Below are 19980 nucleotides of genomic sequence, written 5' to 3'. Positions count from 1 at the left end.
TGACTAAGCAATTGTATTTACAACGAAATTTCGTAGCACCTCTAAGGTTTGTGGATCTATTTCATGCCCCATATCAAATTCGTGGTATTCTACCGCCACTCCTAGAGACTTGAGAGTTTCCTGTGCCTTCAAAGCAGCTTTTAGGGGCACAACTTCATCATATCTACCGTGAGTGATTAAAGTTGGTGGAATCCCGCTTTTAGCTGCTGTGATTGCGTCAGGATGTAAATACCCGCTCATCACAACTAAACCTGCTAGGGGCAATTTTGAGCCGACATCTAAAGTCATTGCTCCTCCTTGAGAAAATCCACTTAAGATGGTACGTGACAAAGGTACGCCAGTGGTACTTTCTAAAGATTCCAAGAAATCTGTTAGCAGTTGCCGACTTTCTGGCAATCCTTCATACATATTTTCCACCCGCAGGTCATACCATGCCCTCCCTATAGGGGAATAGGGATAAGGATAAGGTGCATTAGGCAATACAAACTGGTAATTAGGTAAATTGAGCAAGGGTAATAAAGATGCTACATCTTCAGCGTTAGCACCCCAACCATGCAAAGTCACAATTAAGCCTGTGGGGGGTTGAGAAGTGGCTGTGGGAACAGTGATAGCTTGTAAAGACAGAGGTTTACTCCTAAAATTATGCTCTTCTAATAAATCCTATCTCTTCAAGCAGACTTCAGTATTTAATGGCATTTGCTGCTCGATCAAAAAATGCGATCGTCATCAAGGTAATTTATGGAAGACAGAAATCGGCAGTTTTGAGTGAACAGCGAATCAGATCATGCTCGTCTAATCACTTACGATATGTCATTGCACTAAGCGAAGCCTGTCCCGAAGCGCGTATAATTGCATTGATCAATCGGATGCAAGTTGCTATTTTAGACACCTCGCAATCCGACCATTTCCTATTTTCTCTACTTAGAGTGATAGAGTGCTAATCACGGTTAGACAACCACAAAATTATTTTTGGTTAGTGACGACCCAGGAGATAATTGTGCAAATTGTATCTGAGTAAAGAAACTCGCACTGCCGTCTTGGTCAAAGAACAATGCACCTGTAACATCGTTGTAAATAAATCGCTGAGTGCTAGTAGTTGCAGATGCTCCAATCGTAAACTGATTAGCTGAAAGTGAACCTGGTGATAACCCGCCACCAAAACCAGCAATCGACACCCGAATCAGTTCATTAGTAGTGTTGAAGTCATCAAGTCTATCAATGCCTTCATTGAAACTATTAAAAGCAAAGGTATCAGTACCACCACCACCATTGAGGGTATCATTACCGTTGCCACCTGTTAGGATGTCATTGTAGGATGTACCTGTGATATCTAATCGTTCGATATTCTTGTAGCTAATCTGATTCGTGCCAGATGTAATCGATCCTTGGTTAGTGGTGGCATTGAAAGTTGAAGTGATTACATAGTCACCATCGCTGTCATTGACGATCAACAAATCGTCACCTGCACCCCCATCTATTGTTTCATTGCCATTAATAAACCTACTCTCATAAATGGAAGTCACCGGAGAATATACAGCGTTTCCTATTATCGTATCGTTGCCATTGCTCCCTACAATGTTGTCATTGCCGAATAAACCTCCGATATATAATCGTTCGATATTCTTGTAGCTAACCCCATCCCCGCCCACCGTAATTAACCCAGTATTAGTGGTAGCATCGAAAGTCGAAGTTATTGAGTCCCCGGCATTGGAGCTATAGGACAACAAATCGTCACCTGCGCCCCCATCTATCGTATCATTCCCAGCACTTCCCCCGGAAAGCGTATCATTGCCATTGTTTCCCACAATATTGTCATCGTAGGATGTACCTATAATATCTAATCGTTCGATATTCTTGTAGCTAACCAGTCTCGTGCCAGCCGTAATTGATCCTTGGTTAGTAGTAGGATTGAAAGTCGAAGTGATTCCCCCGGTAGCATTGTACTCATAAACCCTCAACAAATCGTCACCTATTCCCCCATTTATCCTATCATTGCCACTATAGCCCGCGTCGAGCGTATCGTTGCCATTGTTCCCCAAAATGTTGTCATCGTAGGATGTACCTGTGATATCTAATCGTTCGATATTCTTGTAGCTAACCAGTCTCGTGCCAGCCGTAATTGATCCTTGGTTAGTAGTAGGATTAAAAGTCGAAGTGATTCCACCGTTAGCATTGTAGTCGTCATCAACCCTCAATAAATCGTCACCTTTACCTCCATCTGCCGTATCATTACCACTATAGCCCCCATCTATGGTATCGTTGCCGTTGCTCCCCACAATCAAGTCATTGTAGTATGTACCTATGATGTTTAATCGTTCGATATTTTTGTAGCTAACCTGATTCGTGTCTAGGGTAATTGAGCCAACGTTAGTAGTATCATTGAAAGTTGAAGTGATTCCTCCAGTGATTCCTTTAGTACTATAGTAACCATTGGTTTCATACGACAACAAATCGTCACCTTTTCCTCCATCTATCGTATCATTGCCACTGTAGTTCTTGGAGAACGTATCGTTGCCCTCACCACCATTCAGCAAGTTATTGCCTTTTGAAAAGTTAACAATCAAGTGATCGTCACCAGCACCACCGTTAAGGGTGTTATTACCAGAGGAGTAATAGGTGTCTTGGTAGCGGTTGTCGGAGCCTGAGGCAGAGAGAGTATCGTTGCCATCGTCCCCAGAGAGCAGATGATCGCCTGCTCCTGCTAAAGAATCAAGAATCAAAGAACCAACATCCAAGCGATCGTCACCAGTACCACCAAGAAGGGTATCATTTTCTGTACCACCAAATAGGGTGTCATTGCCCGCACCACCCCACAACAGGTCGTTACCAGTACCACCGTTGAGGGAATCATCCCCTTCACCACCAATGAGAGTATCATTGCCTGTACCACCGCGCAGCAGGTCATTACCACTCTTGCCATCGATTTTGTCATTACCTCCCTGACCATTCACCACATCATTTGAGTTGTCTAAACCTGTAATGTTGTTGTCGAGGTCATTGAGAAATGTCACTGTGTTCTTGTTGAACAGGTTTGTTTGAGTGGAGTTGGCATCAAACACATCAAAACTGTCGGCGATGCTGGTTTGTCCATAAAACAGGATATTGCCAATAGCAGGTCGTGAAGAAGTTGCTGGCAGATTATCCAGGTTTTCTAATTTGAAGTTTTGAAGGATGACTTTTGTACTTAACACACTATCTTCAAAGGTGATTTCCAGATTGCTGCCGTTCTGAGTCAGGAGCAGATTTTGAGCAGTCAACCCAGCATCTTGGAATTTAATGATATCCACTTCGGCAATGACTGCTGCTGAGGGAGTTACGCCTTTACCTACGCCACCGAAATCAGTGATAGTATCGGTGTAGCCAGAATCAAAACAGACAAATTTATCCTTGCCACCGCCACCAGTCAGAGTGTCGTTGCCATAATTAGGTGTGATCGTATCGTTACCTGCTTTACCATTAATCGTATCGTCGCTGTCAATGATGAATGAGGTATTACCATTTAAGGTATCATTACCGTTGGTTCCAATGATATTTGCCATAACTTTTTCCTACCTGAATCAATTTTTTGAGTAAATTAAGTTATCAAGTTGCAATTAGTGCTGTTGAAGCGCACAAAAATTTGCCTAATGTTGAAGTTTGGACATATTTTCATGTCACCCTTGAGCGGTTAAAATGAGGTAAGTAAGACTATAGGGATGCGATCGCACATCAGCCAAAACAGTTACATCATCTTGACTCATAAAATAGGATATCTAAGCAATAAAAAATAGAGAAACTATCACTTTTTCTCTCGGATATTGATAAATTGTTATTCCCTATATTTTGTTGTTGTTTAGATAATACACTATCACAGACTTCTGATTCCTAATAAAATTTTAGGGATTTAATCCAGCTCGTTGAAAGATTGCATGAGGGGTAATTTCCAATTCTGGTAGCAAATCATCAGTAATTAGTTGATGAGAACGATAAGTAATGGGTAAGGAAGATGGCACAAATACAGTTACAGTTCTAGCTTTTGTATCAACTACCCAAACACGAGAAACACCAGCTTTCAGATAATCAGTCGCTTTTTCTGCAATTTCACCAAAAGTTTGACCAGGTGAAATGATTTCAATAACTAATTCAGGTGCGACAGGACAAGCTTCATCTAATAGCCAATCAACAGGAAGACGGTTATAAGAAATATAGGTCAGATCGGCTACAGGCATCCAATCTTGTTGATTTCGTGTTAGTTTAATTGCCCATTCAATCACAACTCGACCCTTTGCTTGTGTCCATATAGATAATAGTATAAATAAAGCACCAGTAGTCGAGCCATGAAAAAATTTTGGTGACATTTCATGATCTTTATATTTGGGTACAGCTTCACCATTAACAAACTCGTATGTAATATCTCCTTCGGGAAGTGCGAGAAATTCTTCTAGAGTTAGGCGTTGATTAGAAGACTGAACCATAGGTGTTATGTGGATAAAAGATGCTTGCTTTTAGTTTAGGCGATCGCTAATATTAGAGACTAAGACACCTAGTCCTTATTTCCAGCATTTTGGACAGTGCTGGCTCTGGGGGATCTAAGCATATAAATTACACAAATCAATATTATTCCTCATGGTCTTGAAGTAAACCAAGGCTTATGCAAAACTTGAGATCCTTCGCTTCTAGCCTACTTTTAAGGAATTGATCAATGGCGCGTCTAGCCCTGCTGAGTGTATCTAATAAAACTGGTATAATTAACCTAGCCCGTAGCTTGGTTGAAGAATTCGACTTTGATTTAATCAGCAGTGGGGGAACAGCCCAAGCCCTCAAAGATGCGGGACTCCCTGTCACCAAAGTTGCAGATTACACAGGTTCACCAGAAATTTTAGGTGGCCGAGTCAAAACCCTACATCCCCGGATTCATGGTGGAATTTTGGCGCGGCGAGATGTTCCCCAAGATATTACAGATTTAGAAAATAACCAAATTCGCCCGATTGATTTAGTGGTGGTGAATCTATATCCTTTCGAGGAAACGATCGCTAAATCAGGGGTAACATTATTAGAAGCAGTTGAACAAATTGATATCGGTGGCCCTGCTATGTTACGGGCATCATCGAAAAACTTCGCTCATCTCGCTGTATTATGCGATCCAGCACAGTATGGCGAGTATTTGCAGGAATTGCGCCAAAATAACGGCGTAGCATCCCTAGAGTTCCGCCAAAAGGCAGCATTACAAGGATTTTCGCACACTGCTACTTACGATCGCGCGATCGCATCTTACCTCGCACAAACACAGCAATATACCCTTAGCGGCACACAATTACAATCTCTGCGTTACGGCGAAAATCCTCATCAACCCGCCGCCTGGTATCAAATTGGTACTACCCCAACGGGATGGGCAGCCGCTACGAAATTGCAAGGCAAAGAACTTAGTTACAATAACCTAGTTGATTTAGAAGCCGCACGCCGAATTATTGCGGAATTCACTGATACCCCCGCAGCAACGATTATCAAACATACAAATCCCTGTGGTACAGCACTGGGAAGCACAATTTCAGAAGCTTATCAAAAAGCTTTCAATGCTGATTCTACTTCTGCCTTCGGTGGCATTGTCGCCCTCAACCGTCCGATTGATGCCGCTACAGCTAGCGAGTTAACTAAAACATTTTTAGAATGTGTGGTTGCACCAAGTTGTGATGCCGAAGCTCAAGAAATCCTTGGTAAAAAATCCAATGTGCGGGTTTTAACTCTACCAGATTTAAGCAGTGGGACTAAGGATACCGTGAAAGCGATCGCAGGTGGTTTCCTTGTCCAAGCTAGCGATGACATCGTTGCTGATAGCAGTGAATGGCAAGTTGTCACCGAACGTCAACCCACACCCGCCGAATTAGCCGAATTGCTGTTTGCGTGGAAAGTTTGCAAACACGTTAAATCTAATGCCATTGTTGTGACAAGCGATCGCACTACACTAGGAGTAGGTGCTGGTCAAATGAACCGCGTCGGCTCAGTTAAAATAGCTCTAGAACAAGCTGGAGAAAAATCCATTGGTGCAACTCTCGCCAGCGATGGATTCTTCCCCTTTGATGATTCAGTCAAAACAGCCGCAGCTGCAGGAATTACAGCCATTGTCCAACCAGGGGGAAGTTTGCGCGATAAAGATTCAATTAAAGCTGCTAACGAACTGGGTTTGCTGATGATCTTAACTGGTGTACGTCACTTTTTACACTAAATCATAGACCGTAAGGTGTACACTTTTAAAAGTGTCACTCAATATACTTGCCTTTTGATAGAAGCAGTGATATCTTTTATTTGTGTGTGAGGAGCAAGTTAAAAATAAAAAGCGCCTGGGGTGGAAACACGGCAACACTCCCAAGCGCTTTTTAATTTGTCAGAAATTAGATTGCTTGTACAGTTTTGAAAGTCTTACTCAATATACTTGACCTTTGATAGAAGTAGTGATAGTGTTGAGTCGTGTGTGAGGAGCAAGTTAAAAATAAAAAGCGCCTGGGGTGGAAACACGGCAACACTCCCAGGCGCTTTTTAATTTGTCAGAAATTGGATTGCCTATGCAGTTTTGAAAGTGTCACTCAATATACTTGCTCTTTAATAGAAGTAGTGATATGGTTTATTTGTGTGTGAGGAGCAAGTTAAGAATAAAAAATGACTGGGGTGGAAACACGGCAACACTCCCAGGCATTTTTTAATTTGTGTGCAGAAATTATAGAAATTAACGCTTCCAAAATAATTTCATATTTTTACTTCCAGTTAAATACACGAATATTGTTAAAGTTAATCACGTCAACTTCTACACTCTGAAGATAATTTGCTAATTTGAGGTCATCAGTTAGTACAAGATATTTACCTTTAGATAAAGTTAGGATTCCACTATCAGTAAGTCCAAATTTGACAAATTTTTCAGTATTAACAGCATCTAAACTCTTTATGTAGTATTCATCCAAAAGAGCAACATTTTTAGTAAATTGAGCGAATATTTCAAAGCACTGAGAACGTTCGGGTTAACCAAGTTGATTTGCAAGGCTATTAACTTCTGTCAAAATATTCGGAGTTGTTACAAGCTTTTTAAATTTTTCAATAAATGCTAGCAGAAGCTCATAATCTTCTGGTATAAATTGCTGGGTTCGATTAAATTTAGTTATTCGTTCTTGATTGACACTCCCAACTAACAAAAGAAGCAGGATGTTTTTATCAACTAAAACTCCTTTTTGGGAATAACGACGAATAAGGGAAGCAATCAAATCTTTCATACTTCTCTAATTTTCATTGCCTCTACTTCGCCAGTTTGAGAATTTACTTTAAAAAGTTTATATTCTCGTTCATACAACACAGGGGTAGAAGCAACAGAGGGAGGGATTAAGACTTCCAATCGGCTTTTAGGAGGTTTTTGAGGAATATCAAACCCTAAAGTAATCAACCAAAAGCTTTTATCCTCAGAAAGTTCTACTTCTTCAAGTCTCAAATCTTCTAATGAAGAACCCATTATGTCTTGTATGGATTTTATGTATTGATATGCCGCGTTTACTGCTGTTTTGACATCAATCATAATTTTAGTTATTCCTAACCTAATTTGCTAATTTAACACTTTCTTCTAGTAATTTAACCTTAATTGCTGGTAGTTTATTAATAGATAAATAACAATGTCTGCTTTATCATTTTTTTTAGATCCTTTTAATAAAAATCAATTGAGTAAATCTTAATAGAGGGAAATTTTTTGTAAAAATTCTCCAACTTGTGTTGGTTTGCGGAAAATAATAAGTTGCTGACTTGGTGTTACTTGACTAAGTTTTTCTAGAATTCCAGGACGGCGAATAATTGGGTATGACCAGATATATTTAATAAATTCCCAATTCAATCTTTCAGGGCAATCTGATCCCATCTCAGGTCTAGATTTTCCAGCATATATAAAGCGGCGTTTAATTACTCGTGACAAACATAAAATTCGGGGAAAATCTAAAAAAATTACAGTGTCTGCAACCGACAAACGAATGTCCAGAGTACCGCTATAGTTACCATCCATAATCCAAGATTCTCGTAGGGTTAGGTCTTGGATAATACTTTGCCATTTAGTTTTTGGAGTCTCAACCCAACCGGGATTCCAGTACCAAGCATCCAAGTGAATCACTTCTAAACTTAAGATGGTTCCTAGTTCGCGGGCTAGGGTAGATTTACCAGCACCTCCAGAACCAATGATTAAAATTTTCTTCACTTTAGGTTCGCACCTTCTTTTTCAAGCTCAACACGGTAAGCATTGCTCACCCAAATAACCGTCTTCAGGGCAACTCCATACGCCGTTACAATAGTACCACTACAAGGATTATGCCCAAATTATTGATATTATGACCACTGCTACGACTGTAAAAACTGAGTATGAAGCGATTATTGGTCTAGAAACTCATTGTCAGCTGAGTACCAATACCAAGATTTTCTCTAATAGCTCTACGGCATTCGGTGCTGACCCCAATACTAACATTGACCCGGTTTGTATGGGTTTACCTGGGGTCTTACCTGTACTCAATGAAAAAGTATTAGAATACGCTGTCAAGGCTGGTTTGGCACTAAATTGTCAAATCGCTAAATATAGCAAATTTGACCGTAAACAATATTTTTATCCAGATTTACCCAAAAATTACCAAATTTCCCAATACGATCTACCGATCGCAGAACATGGTTGGTTAGAAATTGAGTTGGTAGACGCTGAGGGTAATCCGATTCGCAAACGCATTGGTATTACACGTCTGCACATGGAGGAAGATGCGGGAAAATTGGTACACGCAGGTAGCGATCGCCTCTCCGGTTCTTCCTATTCTCTGGTAGACTACAATCGCGCAGGTATCCCGTTAGTAGAAATTGTCTCGGAACCAGATTTGCGTTCTGGGCTAGAAGCTGCTGAATATGCCGAAGAATTACGCCGGATTGTCCGGTATCTCGGCGTGAGTGACGGCAACATGGAACAAGGATCTCTGCGTTGCGATGTCAACATTTCTGTGCGTCCAGTGGGACGAAAGGAATTTGGCACCAAAGTAGAAATTAAAAACATGAACTCCTTCAGCGCCATTCAACGAGCGATTGACTACGAAATTGAGCGCCAAATCGCCGCCATCGAAGCGGGCGATCGCATTATCCAAGAAACTCGCCTGTGGCAAGAAGGCGCTCAATGCACAAGTAGTATGCGGATAAAAGAAGGTTCTAGCGATTACCGCTACTTCCCCGAACCAGATTTAGCACCAATTGAGGTGTCAAATGCACAATTAGAGCAATGGCGTAGCGAATTACCAGAATTACCAGCCCAAAAACGCCATCATTACGAAAGTGAGTTGGGGCTTTCTCCTTACGATGCGCGAGTTTTGACAGAAGATCGTTCAATAGCCGAATATTTTGAAACTGCGATCGCCTCTGGAGCAAATGCCAAAGCTGCTGCCAACTGGATTACTCAAGATATTGCAGCCCATCTTAATAAGCAAAAACTCACTATTACTGAAATCGCCCTCACTCCCACCAATTTAGCAGATATTATCACTCGCATTGAAACGGGCAAAATTAGCAATGCTCAAGCTAAAGAAAAGTTGCCAGATTTGCTCAGTGGTATTTCTCCTGAAAAAGCCTTTGCCGGACAAGAGTTAATCACCGATCCTAGTGTACTAGAACCAATTGTTGATGAAGTCATAGCCGCCAACGCCAAAGAACTAGAAAAGTATCGCAACGGTAACACTAACCTCAAAGGCTTCTTCGTCGGACAAGTTCTCAAAAAAACAGGCAAACGTGCCGATCCTAAGTTGACTAACGAATTGGTCGAGAAAAAACTGAACGCTTAGTGAGCTTGTCAAGCTAACTTTGCTGGGTGAGGAAGCATGGGAGACAAGGGGACAAGGGGACAAGGGGGACAAGAGGGAAAGTCTTTCTCTTGTCTCCCCCCTCTTCCTTGTCTCCCTTGTCTCTTCTAATGCCCAATTCCCAAACTAAGTATTTTCCCGGTCTTGCTTCACAAAATCTTCATACAAAAGCTGGTGACAACCCTCATACCTAAAATGATATGCTGTGGTAAGTAGATGCACCCTGATGATCTGGAGAGCTGCCTAAGTAGCTCTCTTTTTTATTTTATTTTTGTGGTATTTACGGTTGAAGAAAAATTCAGAAGTCAGAATGGGCTAAACGCCTCAAAAATGATATTGATAAAACTTTGGGCGAGCCGGGTCATCTAGTGAAGCTTGTCAGAAACCCGATTGCAGCTAAAAAAGCGCGGTTGTTATTCAGATAACTGGTTAAAATTCACCCAGAGAGCGACTTCCCAGATTAAATTGTCTAGAGTGAACGATTAACTGCGCTAGCGATCTAAAATGACACTGTTAATCGGTAAACCAAAAGCAATTAAGTTTAATGTATGGTGCGTCAACGCTCGATTTTTTCCTTTTTTCTAGTATTATTGGCCACATTCCTCATTAGTTGTGGTGGCCCTGGTGTCGCGGTGGCACCTCCGACTTACACAGCAGTACAACTTGAAAAAATTCAGGCTTATGTTCCTGAAATTCAGGCTGTGCGCGATCGCTCAGAAGAATTGAAAACCCTAATTAAACAAGGTGATTGGATCAATGTGCGTAACTTTATACATGGCCCGATAACAGAAGCAAAGCTGAACCTGACTTATGTCACTCCCAACCTTCTACCCAAAGACCAACCAAAAGCACGTCAAATAACGCGAGATTTTTTTAAAGACCTGGTTAAACTCGATAAAGCTACTAGTGCTGGCAATCCTCTAGTTGCCTTGAATCAATCCCAAGCTGCTTTCGCAGAGATTGACAAATTTCTCCAACTGCTTCCGAAAACAGGAGAGAGTTAGGAGTTAAGAGTTAATAGTTAGGAGTTAGGAGTTAGGAGTACAGACGCGATTAATCGCGTCTCTACAAGAGTTAGGAATTTTTAACTTCTCACTCCTAACTTCTTACTCCTCACTTTAAGTACAAGTCATGAATGTAGTTATTATCGGTTGTGGTGTGGTTGGGGCTGCGATCGCTTACGAACTGAGTCAAGTAAAAGGGCTGAAAATTACAGTTTGCGATCGCCAACCACCAGCACAAGCTTCCACGGGTGCTGCACTTGGGGTTTTGATGGGCGTAATCAGCCAAAAAATCAAGGGTAAGGCTTGGCAGATGCGACAAACTAGCATCCAACGCTATGAAACCTTGATTCCTGAATTAGAAGCTTTAACAGGTCGCAAAATTCCTTTTAATCGTCAGGGAATTCTCATGCTTTTGTCTGATTCCTCCCTAGAGGGGATGTCAGCATGGGAAAAACTAGTAAAAATTCGCTACTCTCAAAGCTGGAATTTAGAAATTTGGGATACGGTTAAACTCCAGAATATTTGTCCTCAAGTCGATTGCAAAAAAATTACTGGCGCTATCTATTCTCCCCAAGATCGGCAGATCGATCCAACTGCCCTCACCTTAGCTTTAGTTGAGGCTGCCCAGAAAAATGGTGTAACTTTCAAATTTGGTGTGACTGTTTTGGATGCTTCAACCTCAACATCTGAATTTTGCAATCAACTGGAGACTACAGAAGGAAAAATAGTTGCTGATTGGTTTGTAATTGCAGCAGGGTTAGGTTCAACCCCACTGACAGCAAAATTAAATCAGATCATTGATATCCGCCCCGTACTTGGGCAAGCATTGCAAATGCGTGTGGGGCATCCATTGGGTAATCCCGACTTCCAGCCAGCGATAACGGGTAACGATGTCCATATTGTTCCTGTGGGCGGTGGAGATTATTGGGTAGGCGCAACAGTGGAATTTCCCAGCAATGGCGATGAGATACCGCCAAATCAAGAACTGTTGGAATCTATTAGAGAACAAGCGATCGCATTTTGTCCAGAGTTAGCCACAGCAAATATTCTCCGCACTTGGTCAGGGTTACGTCCCCGTCCTGAAGGAAGAGCAGCCCCAGTTATTGGTAAGCTACCAGGGTTTAGTAATATCCTCCTAGCTACCGGACACTATCGCAACGGCGTTTTACTAGCACCCGCTACAGCTTATGCGATTCGTGAGATGATTATTTCTCAGGGAGCAGGGGGATGAGGGAGCAGGGGAAGCAGGGGAAGCAGGGGAGGTAGGGAGGTAGGGGGAGAAGAATTAATAACTAATGACAAATGACCAATGACAAATGACAAATGACCAATATAGGAAAATAGCGTGTCAATAACAGAACATAAAATTAATGTAGATTCACTGGAATGGTTTTATCGGGAATCTTTACCAATCGGCAGAAGTGACTTAGCGCCTGTGTTGTTGTTACACGGCTTAGTTTCACAAAGTTACAGCTGGCGTAATATTATACCTGCTTTGGCGAATCAGGGGACAAGAGCGATCGCTCCAGATTGGATTGGTTACGGCTTTTCTGCTAAACCAGAAAAACGAGATTTTGCTTACACTCCTGATGCTTTTATCACAGCTTTAGAAGGATTTATTAAAGCTCTAGAACTTGAACATTTTTCTTTAGTTGTCCAAGGTTTTTTAGGTTCTGTAGGACTACAATATGCTTTGCGTCATCCAGAACAAATTGCTAATTTAGCTATTTTAAATACACCAATTTCAACTGCCGCTAAATTACCCTGGAAAATTAAACAAATGGGTTTGCCTTTAGCAGGTGAAGTCATCACCCAAGACCCCTTATTAGTCGATCGGACACTAGAAGGTGGAAGCCGTTATCGCATAGGAGATAAGGATTTAGATATTTATCGAAAACCATTTTTAACTGCTTCTTCATCTGGTCGAAGTCTCTTAGCAAGTATTCGCAATTTACAGCTTGATTCAGCCATGACAGAAATACAATCTGGCTTTAAAGAATGGCAACAGCCAATTCTGATTCAATGGGGTATGATTGACCCTTGGCTACCTGTAGATATTGCCGAAAACTTTACCAATTCTGTACCGAATACCGAATTAATAAAACTTAATAACGTTGGACATTATCCTCAAGAACACTACCACGAGGCGATTTTACAAGACCTTTTACCCTTTGTGCGTCGTAAAGATGCTCATTAATAATATAGCTTTGGCAAAAATCGATATTATAAAAATGAATGTCAGAATTCAGAATTCAGGAATCAGAATCAATTAGTGGAGGATGTAAAATCATCAATGTAGTCCACTAAATGGAAGATTGAGTGGCACAATTAAAATGTTATTTCAAAACTCCATCCTTTAACTGGTAGATTATTCTGAATTCTGAATTCTGGCTCCTGACTACTTTTTATTACCATTAAAAATGCATCGCAACCACAAGTAAAGGAGATTATGATTCATGGCTTATTCATGGTTTAAAGCCTTTCATATTGTCGGGTTTGTAGTTTGGTTTGCTGGTTTATTCTACCTAGTACGTCTTTTTATCTATCACGTTGAAGCAAACCTTGAACCGGAGCCAGCAAAAACGATACTGAAAAATCAGTATCAAATCATGGAAAAGCGCCTTTACTATATTATCACGAACCCAGGAATGTACGTGACGATCGCAATGGCCATCGGTTTAGTAAGCACTGAACCGGATATTTTAAAAGAAGGCTGGTTACATATCAAACTGCTGTTTGTGGCTATTTTAATTGGCTATCATCATTACTGCGCTCGACTGATGAAGAAATTAGCAGTAGATGAATGTCGCTGGAGTGGTCAGCAATTGCGTGCTTTAAATGAAGCACCTACAGTTATGTTAGTAGCGATCGTCTTACTGGCTGTGTTTAAGAATAATTTACCTACAGATATCGCGGCTTGGGCTATTTTCGCCATGATTATTTTGATGGCAGTCACGATTCAACTTTACGCCAAAAAACGCAGACAAGATAAAGAGAAGCTGACGGCACAGATAGGGCAACCACAAGAACAAGGTTAGACAAAGAAAGCTAGTAGTCTGTCAATAAATAATTGATGGATAAATTTCCTGTAGAGACGGCGATTTATCGCGTCTCTCTAATCGTCAAAATGAATTTGACAGACCACTAGGTTACTTATAAAAGGTTGCATTACAACAACAAAATGCTATAAATTAACCATTACTTCATCCTGGAAACGTTCACAACAAATCATCCCCAGGAATCACGGTAGCGTAAAAAGTATATTTGCGATTAGCGACATAACGACGGTCTTGTTTAATAATTGCCATAAACTCTCTATGTCCCTCACGAGTACGTCCTACTAAACAACCCGCGCTAGCAAGGCGAATATCATTCTGAGGAAAATCAAAGCCGTAATGTTGATTCACATAAAAATTATCACCTGTATCAAGCTTATCGCCAGTTCGTTTAAAATCTTGGTTGAAATCTCTACAAACAGTTATATCTCCAACTTGCACTAATGCTTCGTGAGGCTCTGCTGTGCCGTGAGTGCCAACAGCCCAAGCTTTATATTGCCCAAACTGAATCCTCGCTGCTCCTTTAGGATTCATCGGATTATAAGTGTAATACCTCCCTGGTTCTGTAGTCGCTTCCCAGTGATCGACGATTTTGGGAACACCATTTACTACTTCAATGACAATCCGCCGATCGTTGAATTGATTGGGTGTATCACTGTTGAGAGTCCAGTCTCCATTGATACCCTCCACATAAACAATGTTGTATTCTTTGGGATTGTCAAATACCTGATAATCTTTGGATACCATATATTTCACAATCTTACTAGCGATATCATTACCAAGTTTTAAAGGGGGCTTAGGAAGATCGTCTATTTTGGTTTGAATCAGTTTTTTAGCTGTGACTGCTCCTAAAAAGCCACTCTCTTCAGTCTTTGTTAATTCTTGAAATTTTTTGAAAGATATCACAGAAACAGGACCAAATTTGCCATCAGATGGAGGTTCTAGCAAACCTAAGCCGATTAACAATATCTGAATCTGACGAGCTAAGTCTGCATCTTCTGCGATCGCCTCTAATCCCCATTTCTCCTCTTTTGCCAAAAAATCTTGTAGTTTCATTATGCACCTGCTTTCATTTACTTACTTCTAAGTATAAACATCATTTTTAAACTGATGTTGTTTGAAACTATACTCCAAGCTCAAATAGGATGTCACGATTTTTACTATTAATTTATGATTTAGCATACAAAAATTCACAGAAAATATACTGAGAAAAATACTATTTATTGGGAATACATATTAAATTTTTCTCTGTAATATTATGACCAGAAAAAACTTTTAAGAACTTTATTCTCTTTTTACCACACCTACAGCTGATAAGAAGCCGTCAAAGCCACCGCCAAAGCATCCGCAGCATCATCAGGTTTAGGAATTTCATCTAAATCCAACTCCCGCGCTACCGCCTCTTGCACTTCTGACTTATCAGCATTGCCATAGCCTGTTAAAGCTTGTTTAATTTGAGCCGGCGTAAACTCTACATAAGGAAGACGACGCTGACCCAACACTAAAATAACTATACCCCGCGCCTGTGCAACCAAGATTGTACTTGACATACGATAGAAGAATAGTTTCTCGATCGCCACTAAATCTGGTTGAAATTCCTCCATCACGGTATGTAAATCATCAAACAAGGTACATAGGCGCTGTCCCATTTCTACATCTGCTGACGTTTTAATCACTCCAAAATCCAGCATATTTACTGTAGTCTCTGGTAGTTTGTTGGGATTTTGTATGCAGTTAATTGCCCCAAATCCTAAAATTGCCAGTCCTGGATCTAATCCTAAAATTCGTTTTTCCATGAAATTCACTTTTACCAAGCCAGGGTAATGTTCAACTAAAAATACTGGCAATCTTCACGACTTGCTCTTAGTCTAATAGGATTGACAAATATAATAGTTTCACGCCTGGTGTTTTAAACCAAGTTGTGTAGATTTTCTGTTAATTATTGTTTGTAGCACTGCTCCAAATCAGGTATGTCAATTGGTTTTCTTAGACAAGCCCTCAACGCCCTGCAAAAGCAGTCGCGCTCTCGTACTTCTTATCGGGTTAACCAGTGGTTCAAATGGTTATCCCCTGGACTATCGGTAAAACGTTGGTTGTTGATCAGTGTTGGGGGTGTACTGCTGGCGAGTTTGGGGTTAGCCATTTGGATTAAACTGACCCCAATTTTTTGGATGATCGAGTTGATTAGAGGTTTCCTGGGAGTCATTGCCAACCTCTTACCCAACTATATAAGTGGGCCTTTGGTGCTGCTTGGCGGCATACTGTTAGTGCTTTGGGGACAAACTCGCACCGTAGGCTCAATTACTAAGGTACTAAGAGCAGAAGGCGGAGAGGAACTCATTGATGTCTTGCTGGCCCATCGTCGATTGTACCGAGGCCCGAAAATAGTCGTAATTGGTGGTGGTACGGGGCTTTCGACGTTGTTAAGGGGACTGAAAACCTACAGCGCTAATATTACTGCGATCGTCACTGTCGCTGATGATGGTGGCTCTTCTGGGCGTTTGCGTCAAGAATTTGGAGTGCTACCACCAGGGGATATTCGCAATTGTTTGGCTGCACTAGCAGATGAAGAAAAGTTATTAACAGAATTGTTTCAATACCGTTTTCGGGCTGGAGATGGGTTAACTGGCCACAGTTTTGGCAATTTGTTTTTAACGGCAATGAGTGATATTACTGGAGACTTAGAACAAGCAGTTGCAGCCAGTTCTAAAGTTCTAGCAGTACGGGGACAAGTACTACCAGCAACTCTCAGTGATGTTCGCCTGTGGGCAGAATTAGCCGATGGTCGTCGGATTGAGGGGGAGTCTAGTATTCCGAAAGCCGGCGGTAAAATTGTCAAAATTGGCTGCATTCCGGCTAATCCGCCGGCAGTACCAGCAGCTATTAAGGCAATCAAAGAAGCTGATTACATCATTATTGGCCCAGGTAGTCTTTATACCAGCCTGATTCCTAATTTATTAGTACCAGAAATTGCCGATGCGATCGCTCAAACAGATGCCCCCCGTATTTATATCTGCAATATAATGACTCAACCAGGAGAAACTGAAGGTTACACTGTTGCCGATCATATCAGAGCAATTGATGCTGCTTGTGGACAAAGACGGCTATTCGATGCTGTACTGATACACAAAAAATCACCCTCAGAGCAATCACTCATCCGCTACGCCCAACAAAACTCCCATCCCGTTTTCCTCGATAGAGAAGCTGTAACTCAGCTAGGGAGACGGATTGTTCCAGCTAATGTTTTGTATGAAGATGAAACAGGTTTTGTACGTCACAATCCGCAGAAACTAGCACAAGTGTTATTACGCTGGTACGGTAGAGTTCAGTCCCTTCGGGGAATTCAAAATTCAAAATTTAAAATTCAAAATTAAGGAAGATGAAAGTTTGTCATTTGTCTTTTGTTTAAACTAATGATTAATTATGAAAATTTTTCTTGCAGATACAGAAGCGACACTACGCTTAGGTATTACTCTTGGCGAATCCCTGACACCTGGTAGTGTAATTTTACTAGAAGGTGATTTAGGCGCTGGTAAAACTACTTTAGTTCAAGGCATTGGCAAAGGTTTAGGAATTGCTGAACCCATTGTCAGTCCAACTTTCACGCTGATTAATGAGTACACGGAAGGGCGCTTTCCTCTTTACCACTTGGATTTATATCGCTTAGAACCGCAAGAAGTTGCAACCCTAAATTTAGAAAGTTACTGGGAAGGTGTTGAAGTGATACCAGGAATTGTAGCAGTTGAATGGGCGGAACGATTGCCTTACAAGCCTGATAGTTATTTGAATGTGAGTTTGACTTATGGACATGAAGGCACTCGTCAAGTCGAACTTACACCATTCAATTGTGCCATTAGTAAAGTCATTGCCGCGATTTGAGCTTATCTCCCGACTAAAATACGAGGGACTTCACTTTTTTGCTCGCAATACTAAAAAATTTCTGCAAATAATCGAGAGAGAACTTTACGCTCGTTCTATCTACCACTACCACGTTCACCACTATCAGTTACTAACATTGTTATCTCAACCAAAACAAAAATATTTAATCAGCTTTTCTTCAGTCAAAAACTGGTAGTCAGCAAAGCCGACACCTGTCTCTAAAAATTTGGGAAAATTTGCAACGCACTGGTTTTCTTGAAAAAGGGAGACTGCTTTTTCCTTCACTCCTCAAATCCAGGCGGGGTTATCTTATCCGAATAGTAGTGAACCTAGAGGATTCTTAACGAAACGGGATATATTTAGAATTGGCATCTACTAGCTTTGTTGCTGTAATAAACAGTTAAAAACTGATTTAGATGGTTGGTACACGAATCAAGCAAGTGTAAATAAACTGTTGTTGGGTTCAATGAGAGTTTTGAGAGAACTTAATCAGCTTCGACTGAACCCGATTAGTTCCCTACTGTGGTTCAAAGAAGCAATCTAGATTATTTAGCAGCGAATGCTAGTAAAAAAAGTTAAGCAATCATCAGTTTCTGTATAATTTTAACTTTTCTTACACTTAGTATTCCCAAGTTAAGTTCACAATCTATACAAAAAAATAAAGTATTTTATAAATTCTCAAAATTATTTTTAATAATTTTAATTAGCAATAAATTCTTAGATTCACATCTGTAATTAGCACCGATATCAAAAAAATATTAACTAAAACATATCGTAGAAATACGATATGTTATCTAGAAATACAAGATGCTTTATCAAAACTTGAAGTTAATATGCTTACGTGGATGCACTGTGGTATATCTCATTAATTTTTGGGGAAGTTTCGTAGTCAACACTTCAGATTACAAATCTAGGAATCGAGTCTTGACTACGAAAGTTTTTCTGCTTGTAAATAATAACGCAGATTGCTAGTTATCTCTAACAAAAGACGCGATCGCATTTTTTATCGGAGAGCCGGAGTCATCTCTAGTGTAGTACGTAAGACCGCGATCGATGAATGCAGAGGTAGTATCTATCAACTGCTGAAGAATCTCGGAATTAGTATTATCTATTTCTTCACTGACTTTTTCGCCTGTAAATTTGTTTTTTCGATCTTCTGGAGGTAATACAATGCGAGGATCTTTATAAGTCTCTTTTGGTTTGGGTTTAAATGTCTCATTTAAGTCAAACTGAAGACGTAAGTAACGTTTAGACTCATATCCACCCATGATTTGTCGGCAAATCGTACTATCAATCTCAGATGTAGGTTCCATAAAGATGTTAGTCAGATTTTTTATCCAGTCTAAGCCTCTCCATCTGCTTATCTGCTGATATTGATATGGTTGACCAGTTTGACCAGTGCCAATAGAAAGGATAGAAACATCTTCCAATCGCAGATTATCTAGTTTATATTTTTGCTTGATTGCTGGAGATACTGAAGATTGACTAATCCTCATAACTAAACTCAAAGCTGCAAGAGAAGGATTATTAGCAGAAACTCCTCCATCAATGTGTGGGAATTCCCAGTCACCAAACTTTTGTTTATCTACAGGTTCTAATTTATATGGTGGGAAAAAAGTAGGCGCTGAAGCAGAAGCGGTACATATTTCCCATAAATAACAGTCATCGTACCATCTGTCTCCTAAATCGGGATGACAATTTGTAAAAAATGTGGTGTTGCGATATAACGTATCGTAAGCAAGAATCAAAAGAATGGGTTTTTCAATATCCTTGATTCTTATGGATTTATAAGCATCTTTGAGAACGCTAGTAATTCCATCATGGGAATATTTAGATGGGGAAAATACCTCAATAATTGATTTGATGATCGGCGGAAAGTTTTTGTAGCGCTCTTTTATCTCCAGAGGAAATATATCTTTACCTCTATTTTTATACATTTTAATGAGTTGTTCGCTCTCCTCTCCGATCGCAATCCCTCCTGCTAATATTGAACCAGTAGAAGTACCAGCAATCATGTCAAAGTATTCGTGTAAAAACTCTCCTTTTCCCTGATTTCTAATTTCTTGTTCTACTTGTTGAAGTATTCGGGCTGCAACAATTCCACGAACACCGCCACCATCTAAAGCCAAAATTTTGAAGGACATAGCAATTCTCTTTGGATAGATGAAAATCTTGCCAGTTCAAGTATGGCTTTGATGTATAATTACCTGTCTGCTACGT

17 protein-coding genes and 1 pseudogene are annotated in these 19980 nt (G+C 40.5%); 8 read left to right on the top strand and 10 right to left on the bottom strand.

The genetic code is table 11. The annotated features are described in order from the left end of the window. Positions 1 to 3: 3 nt before the first annotated feature. The 3 genes and pseudogenes from HWQ37_RS02305 to HWQ37_RS02295 form a co-directional block, all read right to left on the bottom strand. On the bottom strand, positions 4 to 609 hold the full coding sequence (locus HWQ37_RS02305; protein ID WP_465249659.1) for an alpha/beta hydrolase: 606 nt from the start codon (positions 607 to 609) through the stop codon (positions 4 to 6). A gap of 338 nt (positions 610 to 947) precedes the next feature. Beyond that, a pseudogene (locus tag HWQ37_RS02300) lies at positions 948 to 3539 on the bottom strand (beta strand repeat-containing protein); the annotation flags it as partial. Between the two features lie 336 nt (positions 3540 to 3875). Continuing rightward, positions 3876 to 4454, bottom strand: a complete 579-nt coding sequence (locus HWQ37_RS02295; protein WP_292743225.1) for a Uma2 family endonuclease — start codon at positions 4452 to 4454, stop codon at positions 3876 to 3878. Between the two features lie 227 nt (positions 4455 to 4681). On the opposite strand from HWQ37_RS02295, the gene purH reads away from it, so the two are divergent. Then, positions 4682 to 6202, top strand: a complete 1521-nt coding sequence (purH, locus tag HWQ37_RS02290; RefSeq protein ID WP_292743223.1) for a bifunctional phosphoribosylaminoimidazolecarboxamide formyltransferase/IMP cyclohydrolase — start codon at positions 4682 to 4684, stop codon at positions 6200 to 6202. Between the two features lie 526 nt (positions 6203 to 6728). Here the strand turns inward: purH and HWQ37_RS02285 are convergent. From HWQ37_RS02285 to HWQ37_RS02270, 4 genes are all read right to left on the bottom strand, one after another. Next, positions 6729 to 6932, bottom strand: coding sequence for a PIN domain-containing protein (locus HWQ37_RS02285; protein ID WP_292743221.1), 204 nt, complete (start codon positions 6930 to 6932; stop codon positions 6729 to 6731). A gap of 57 nt (positions 6933 to 6989) precedes the next feature. Continuing rightward, the gene (locus HWQ37_RS02280; protein ID WP_292743219.1) at positions 6990 to 7238 is read right to left on the bottom strand and encodes a PIN domain-containing protein; all 249 of its coding nucleotides are present in this window, start codon (positions 7236 to 7238) and stop codon (positions 6990 to 6992) included. Beyond that, positions 7235 to 7534: a hypothetical protein gene (locus HWQ37_RS02275; protein ID WP_292743217.1), complete on the bottom strand. Its 300-nt coding sequence runs from the start codon at positions 7532 to 7534 to the stop codon at positions 7235 to 7237. The genes HWQ37_RS02280 and HWQ37_RS02275 overlap by 4 nt, the downstream gene beginning before the upstream one ends. Before the next feature lie 150 nt (positions 7535 to 7684). Then, positions 7685 to 8197, bottom strand: coding sequence for a DNA topology modulation protein (locus HWQ37_RS02270; RefSeq protein WP_292743215.1), 513 nt, complete (start codon positions 8195 to 8197; stop codon positions 7685 to 7687). A gap of 130 nt (positions 8198 to 8327) precedes the next feature. Between HWQ37_RS02270 and gatB the strand changes: the two genes are divergently transcribed. The 5 genes from gatB (at position 8328) to hemJ (ending at position 13863) form a co-directional block, all read left to right on the top strand. Beyond that, positions 8328 to 9803 (top strand): Asp-tRNA(Asn)/Glu-tRNA(Gln) amidotransferase subunit GatB, encoded by a 1476-nt coding sequence (gene gatB, locus HWQ37_RS02265; RefSeq protein WP_292743213.1) that lies wholly within the window; start codon positions 8328 to 8330, stop codon positions 9801 to 9803. Between the two features lie 566 nt (positions 9804 to 10369). Continuing rightward, a complete protein-coding gene (psbQ, locus tag HWQ37_RS02260) occupies positions 10370 to 10825 on the top strand; it encodes a photosystem II protein PsbQ (protein WP_292743211.1) in 456 nt (151 codons plus the stop codon). 127 nt (positions 10826 to 10952) lie between these two features. Further along, positions 10953 to 12056: an NAD(P)/FAD-dependent oxidoreductase gene (locus tag HWQ37_RS02255; protein WP_292743209.1), complete on the top strand. Its 1104-nt coding sequence runs from the start codon at positions 10953 to 10955 to the stop codon at positions 12054 to 12056. 114 nt (positions 12057 to 12170) lie between these two features. Further along, complete coding sequence (locus HWQ37_RS02250) at positions 12171 to 13022, top strand: alpha/beta fold hydrolase (RefSeq protein WP_292743208.1); 852 nt, start codon at positions 12171 to 12173, stop codon at positions 13020 to 13022. Between the two features lie 259 nt (positions 13023 to 13281). Continuing rightward, positions 13282 to 13863 carry a protoporphyrinogen oxidase HemJ gene (hemJ, locus tag HWQ37_RS02245; protein WP_292743206.1) on the top strand — a complete coding sequence of 194 codons (582 nt, stop codon included), beginning with the start codon at positions 13282 to 13284 and terminating at the stop codon, positions 13861 to 13863. 180 nt (positions 13864 to 14043) lie between these two features. Here hemJ and HWQ37_RS02240 read toward each other — a convergent pair whose 3' ends face one another. Together HWQ37_RS02240 and ruvC are read right to left on the bottom strand one after the other, a co-directional pair. After that, a complete protein-coding gene (locus tag HWQ37_RS02240) occupies positions 14044 to 14937 on the bottom strand; it encodes a peptidoglycan-binding protein (RefSeq protein ID WP_292743204.1) in 894 nt (297 codons plus the stop codon). A 248-nt stretch (positions 14938 to 15185) separates the two neighbouring features. Further along, the gene (gene ruvC / locus HWQ37_RS02235; protein WP_292743202.1) at positions 15186 to 15677 is read right to left on the bottom strand and encodes a crossover junction endodeoxyribonuclease RuvC; all 492 of its coding nucleotides are present in this window, start codon (positions 15675 to 15677) and stop codon (positions 15186 to 15188) included. Between the two features lie 174 nt (positions 15678 to 15851). On the opposite strand from ruvC, the gene HWQ37_RS02230 reads away from it, so the two are divergent. Both HWQ37_RS02230 and tsaE read left to right on the top strand, forming a co-directional pair. Continuing rightward, entirely contained in the window at positions 15852 to 17255 is a 1404-nt protein-coding gene (locus tag HWQ37_RS02230; RefSeq protein ID WP_292743200.1) for a gluconeogenesis factor YvcK family protein, read from the top strand. A 49-nt stretch (positions 17256 to 17304) separates the two neighbouring features. Beyond that, complete coding sequence (tsaE, locus tag HWQ37_RS02225) at positions 17305 to 17760, top strand: tRNA (adenosine(37)-N6)-threonylcarbamoyltransferase complex ATPase subunit type 1 TsaE (protein WP_292743198.1); 456 nt, start codon at positions 17305 to 17307, stop codon at positions 17758 to 17760. Between the two features lie 968 nt (positions 17761 to 18728). On the opposite strand, the gene HWQ37_RS02220 is transcribed toward tsaE, so the two are convergent. Beyond that, positions 18729 to 19904 carry a patatin-like phospholipase family protein gene (locus HWQ37_RS02220; RefSeq protein WP_292743196.1) on the bottom strand — a complete coding sequence of 392 codons (1176 nt, stop codon included), beginning with the start codon at positions 19902 to 19904 and terminating at the stop codon, positions 18729 to 18731. Positions 19905 to 19980 lie beyond the last annotated feature (76 nt).

Origin of the sequence: Nostoc sp. NMS4, from assembly GCF_017115095.1 — a bacterium.
In the GTDB taxonomy this organism is placed as follows: Bacteria; Cyanobacteriota; Cyanobacteriia; order Cyanobacteriales; family Nostocaceae; genus Nostoc.
Note: the sequence above shows the minus strand (reverse complement) of the source record. Positions and strands in the feature narration are given on the sequence as shown.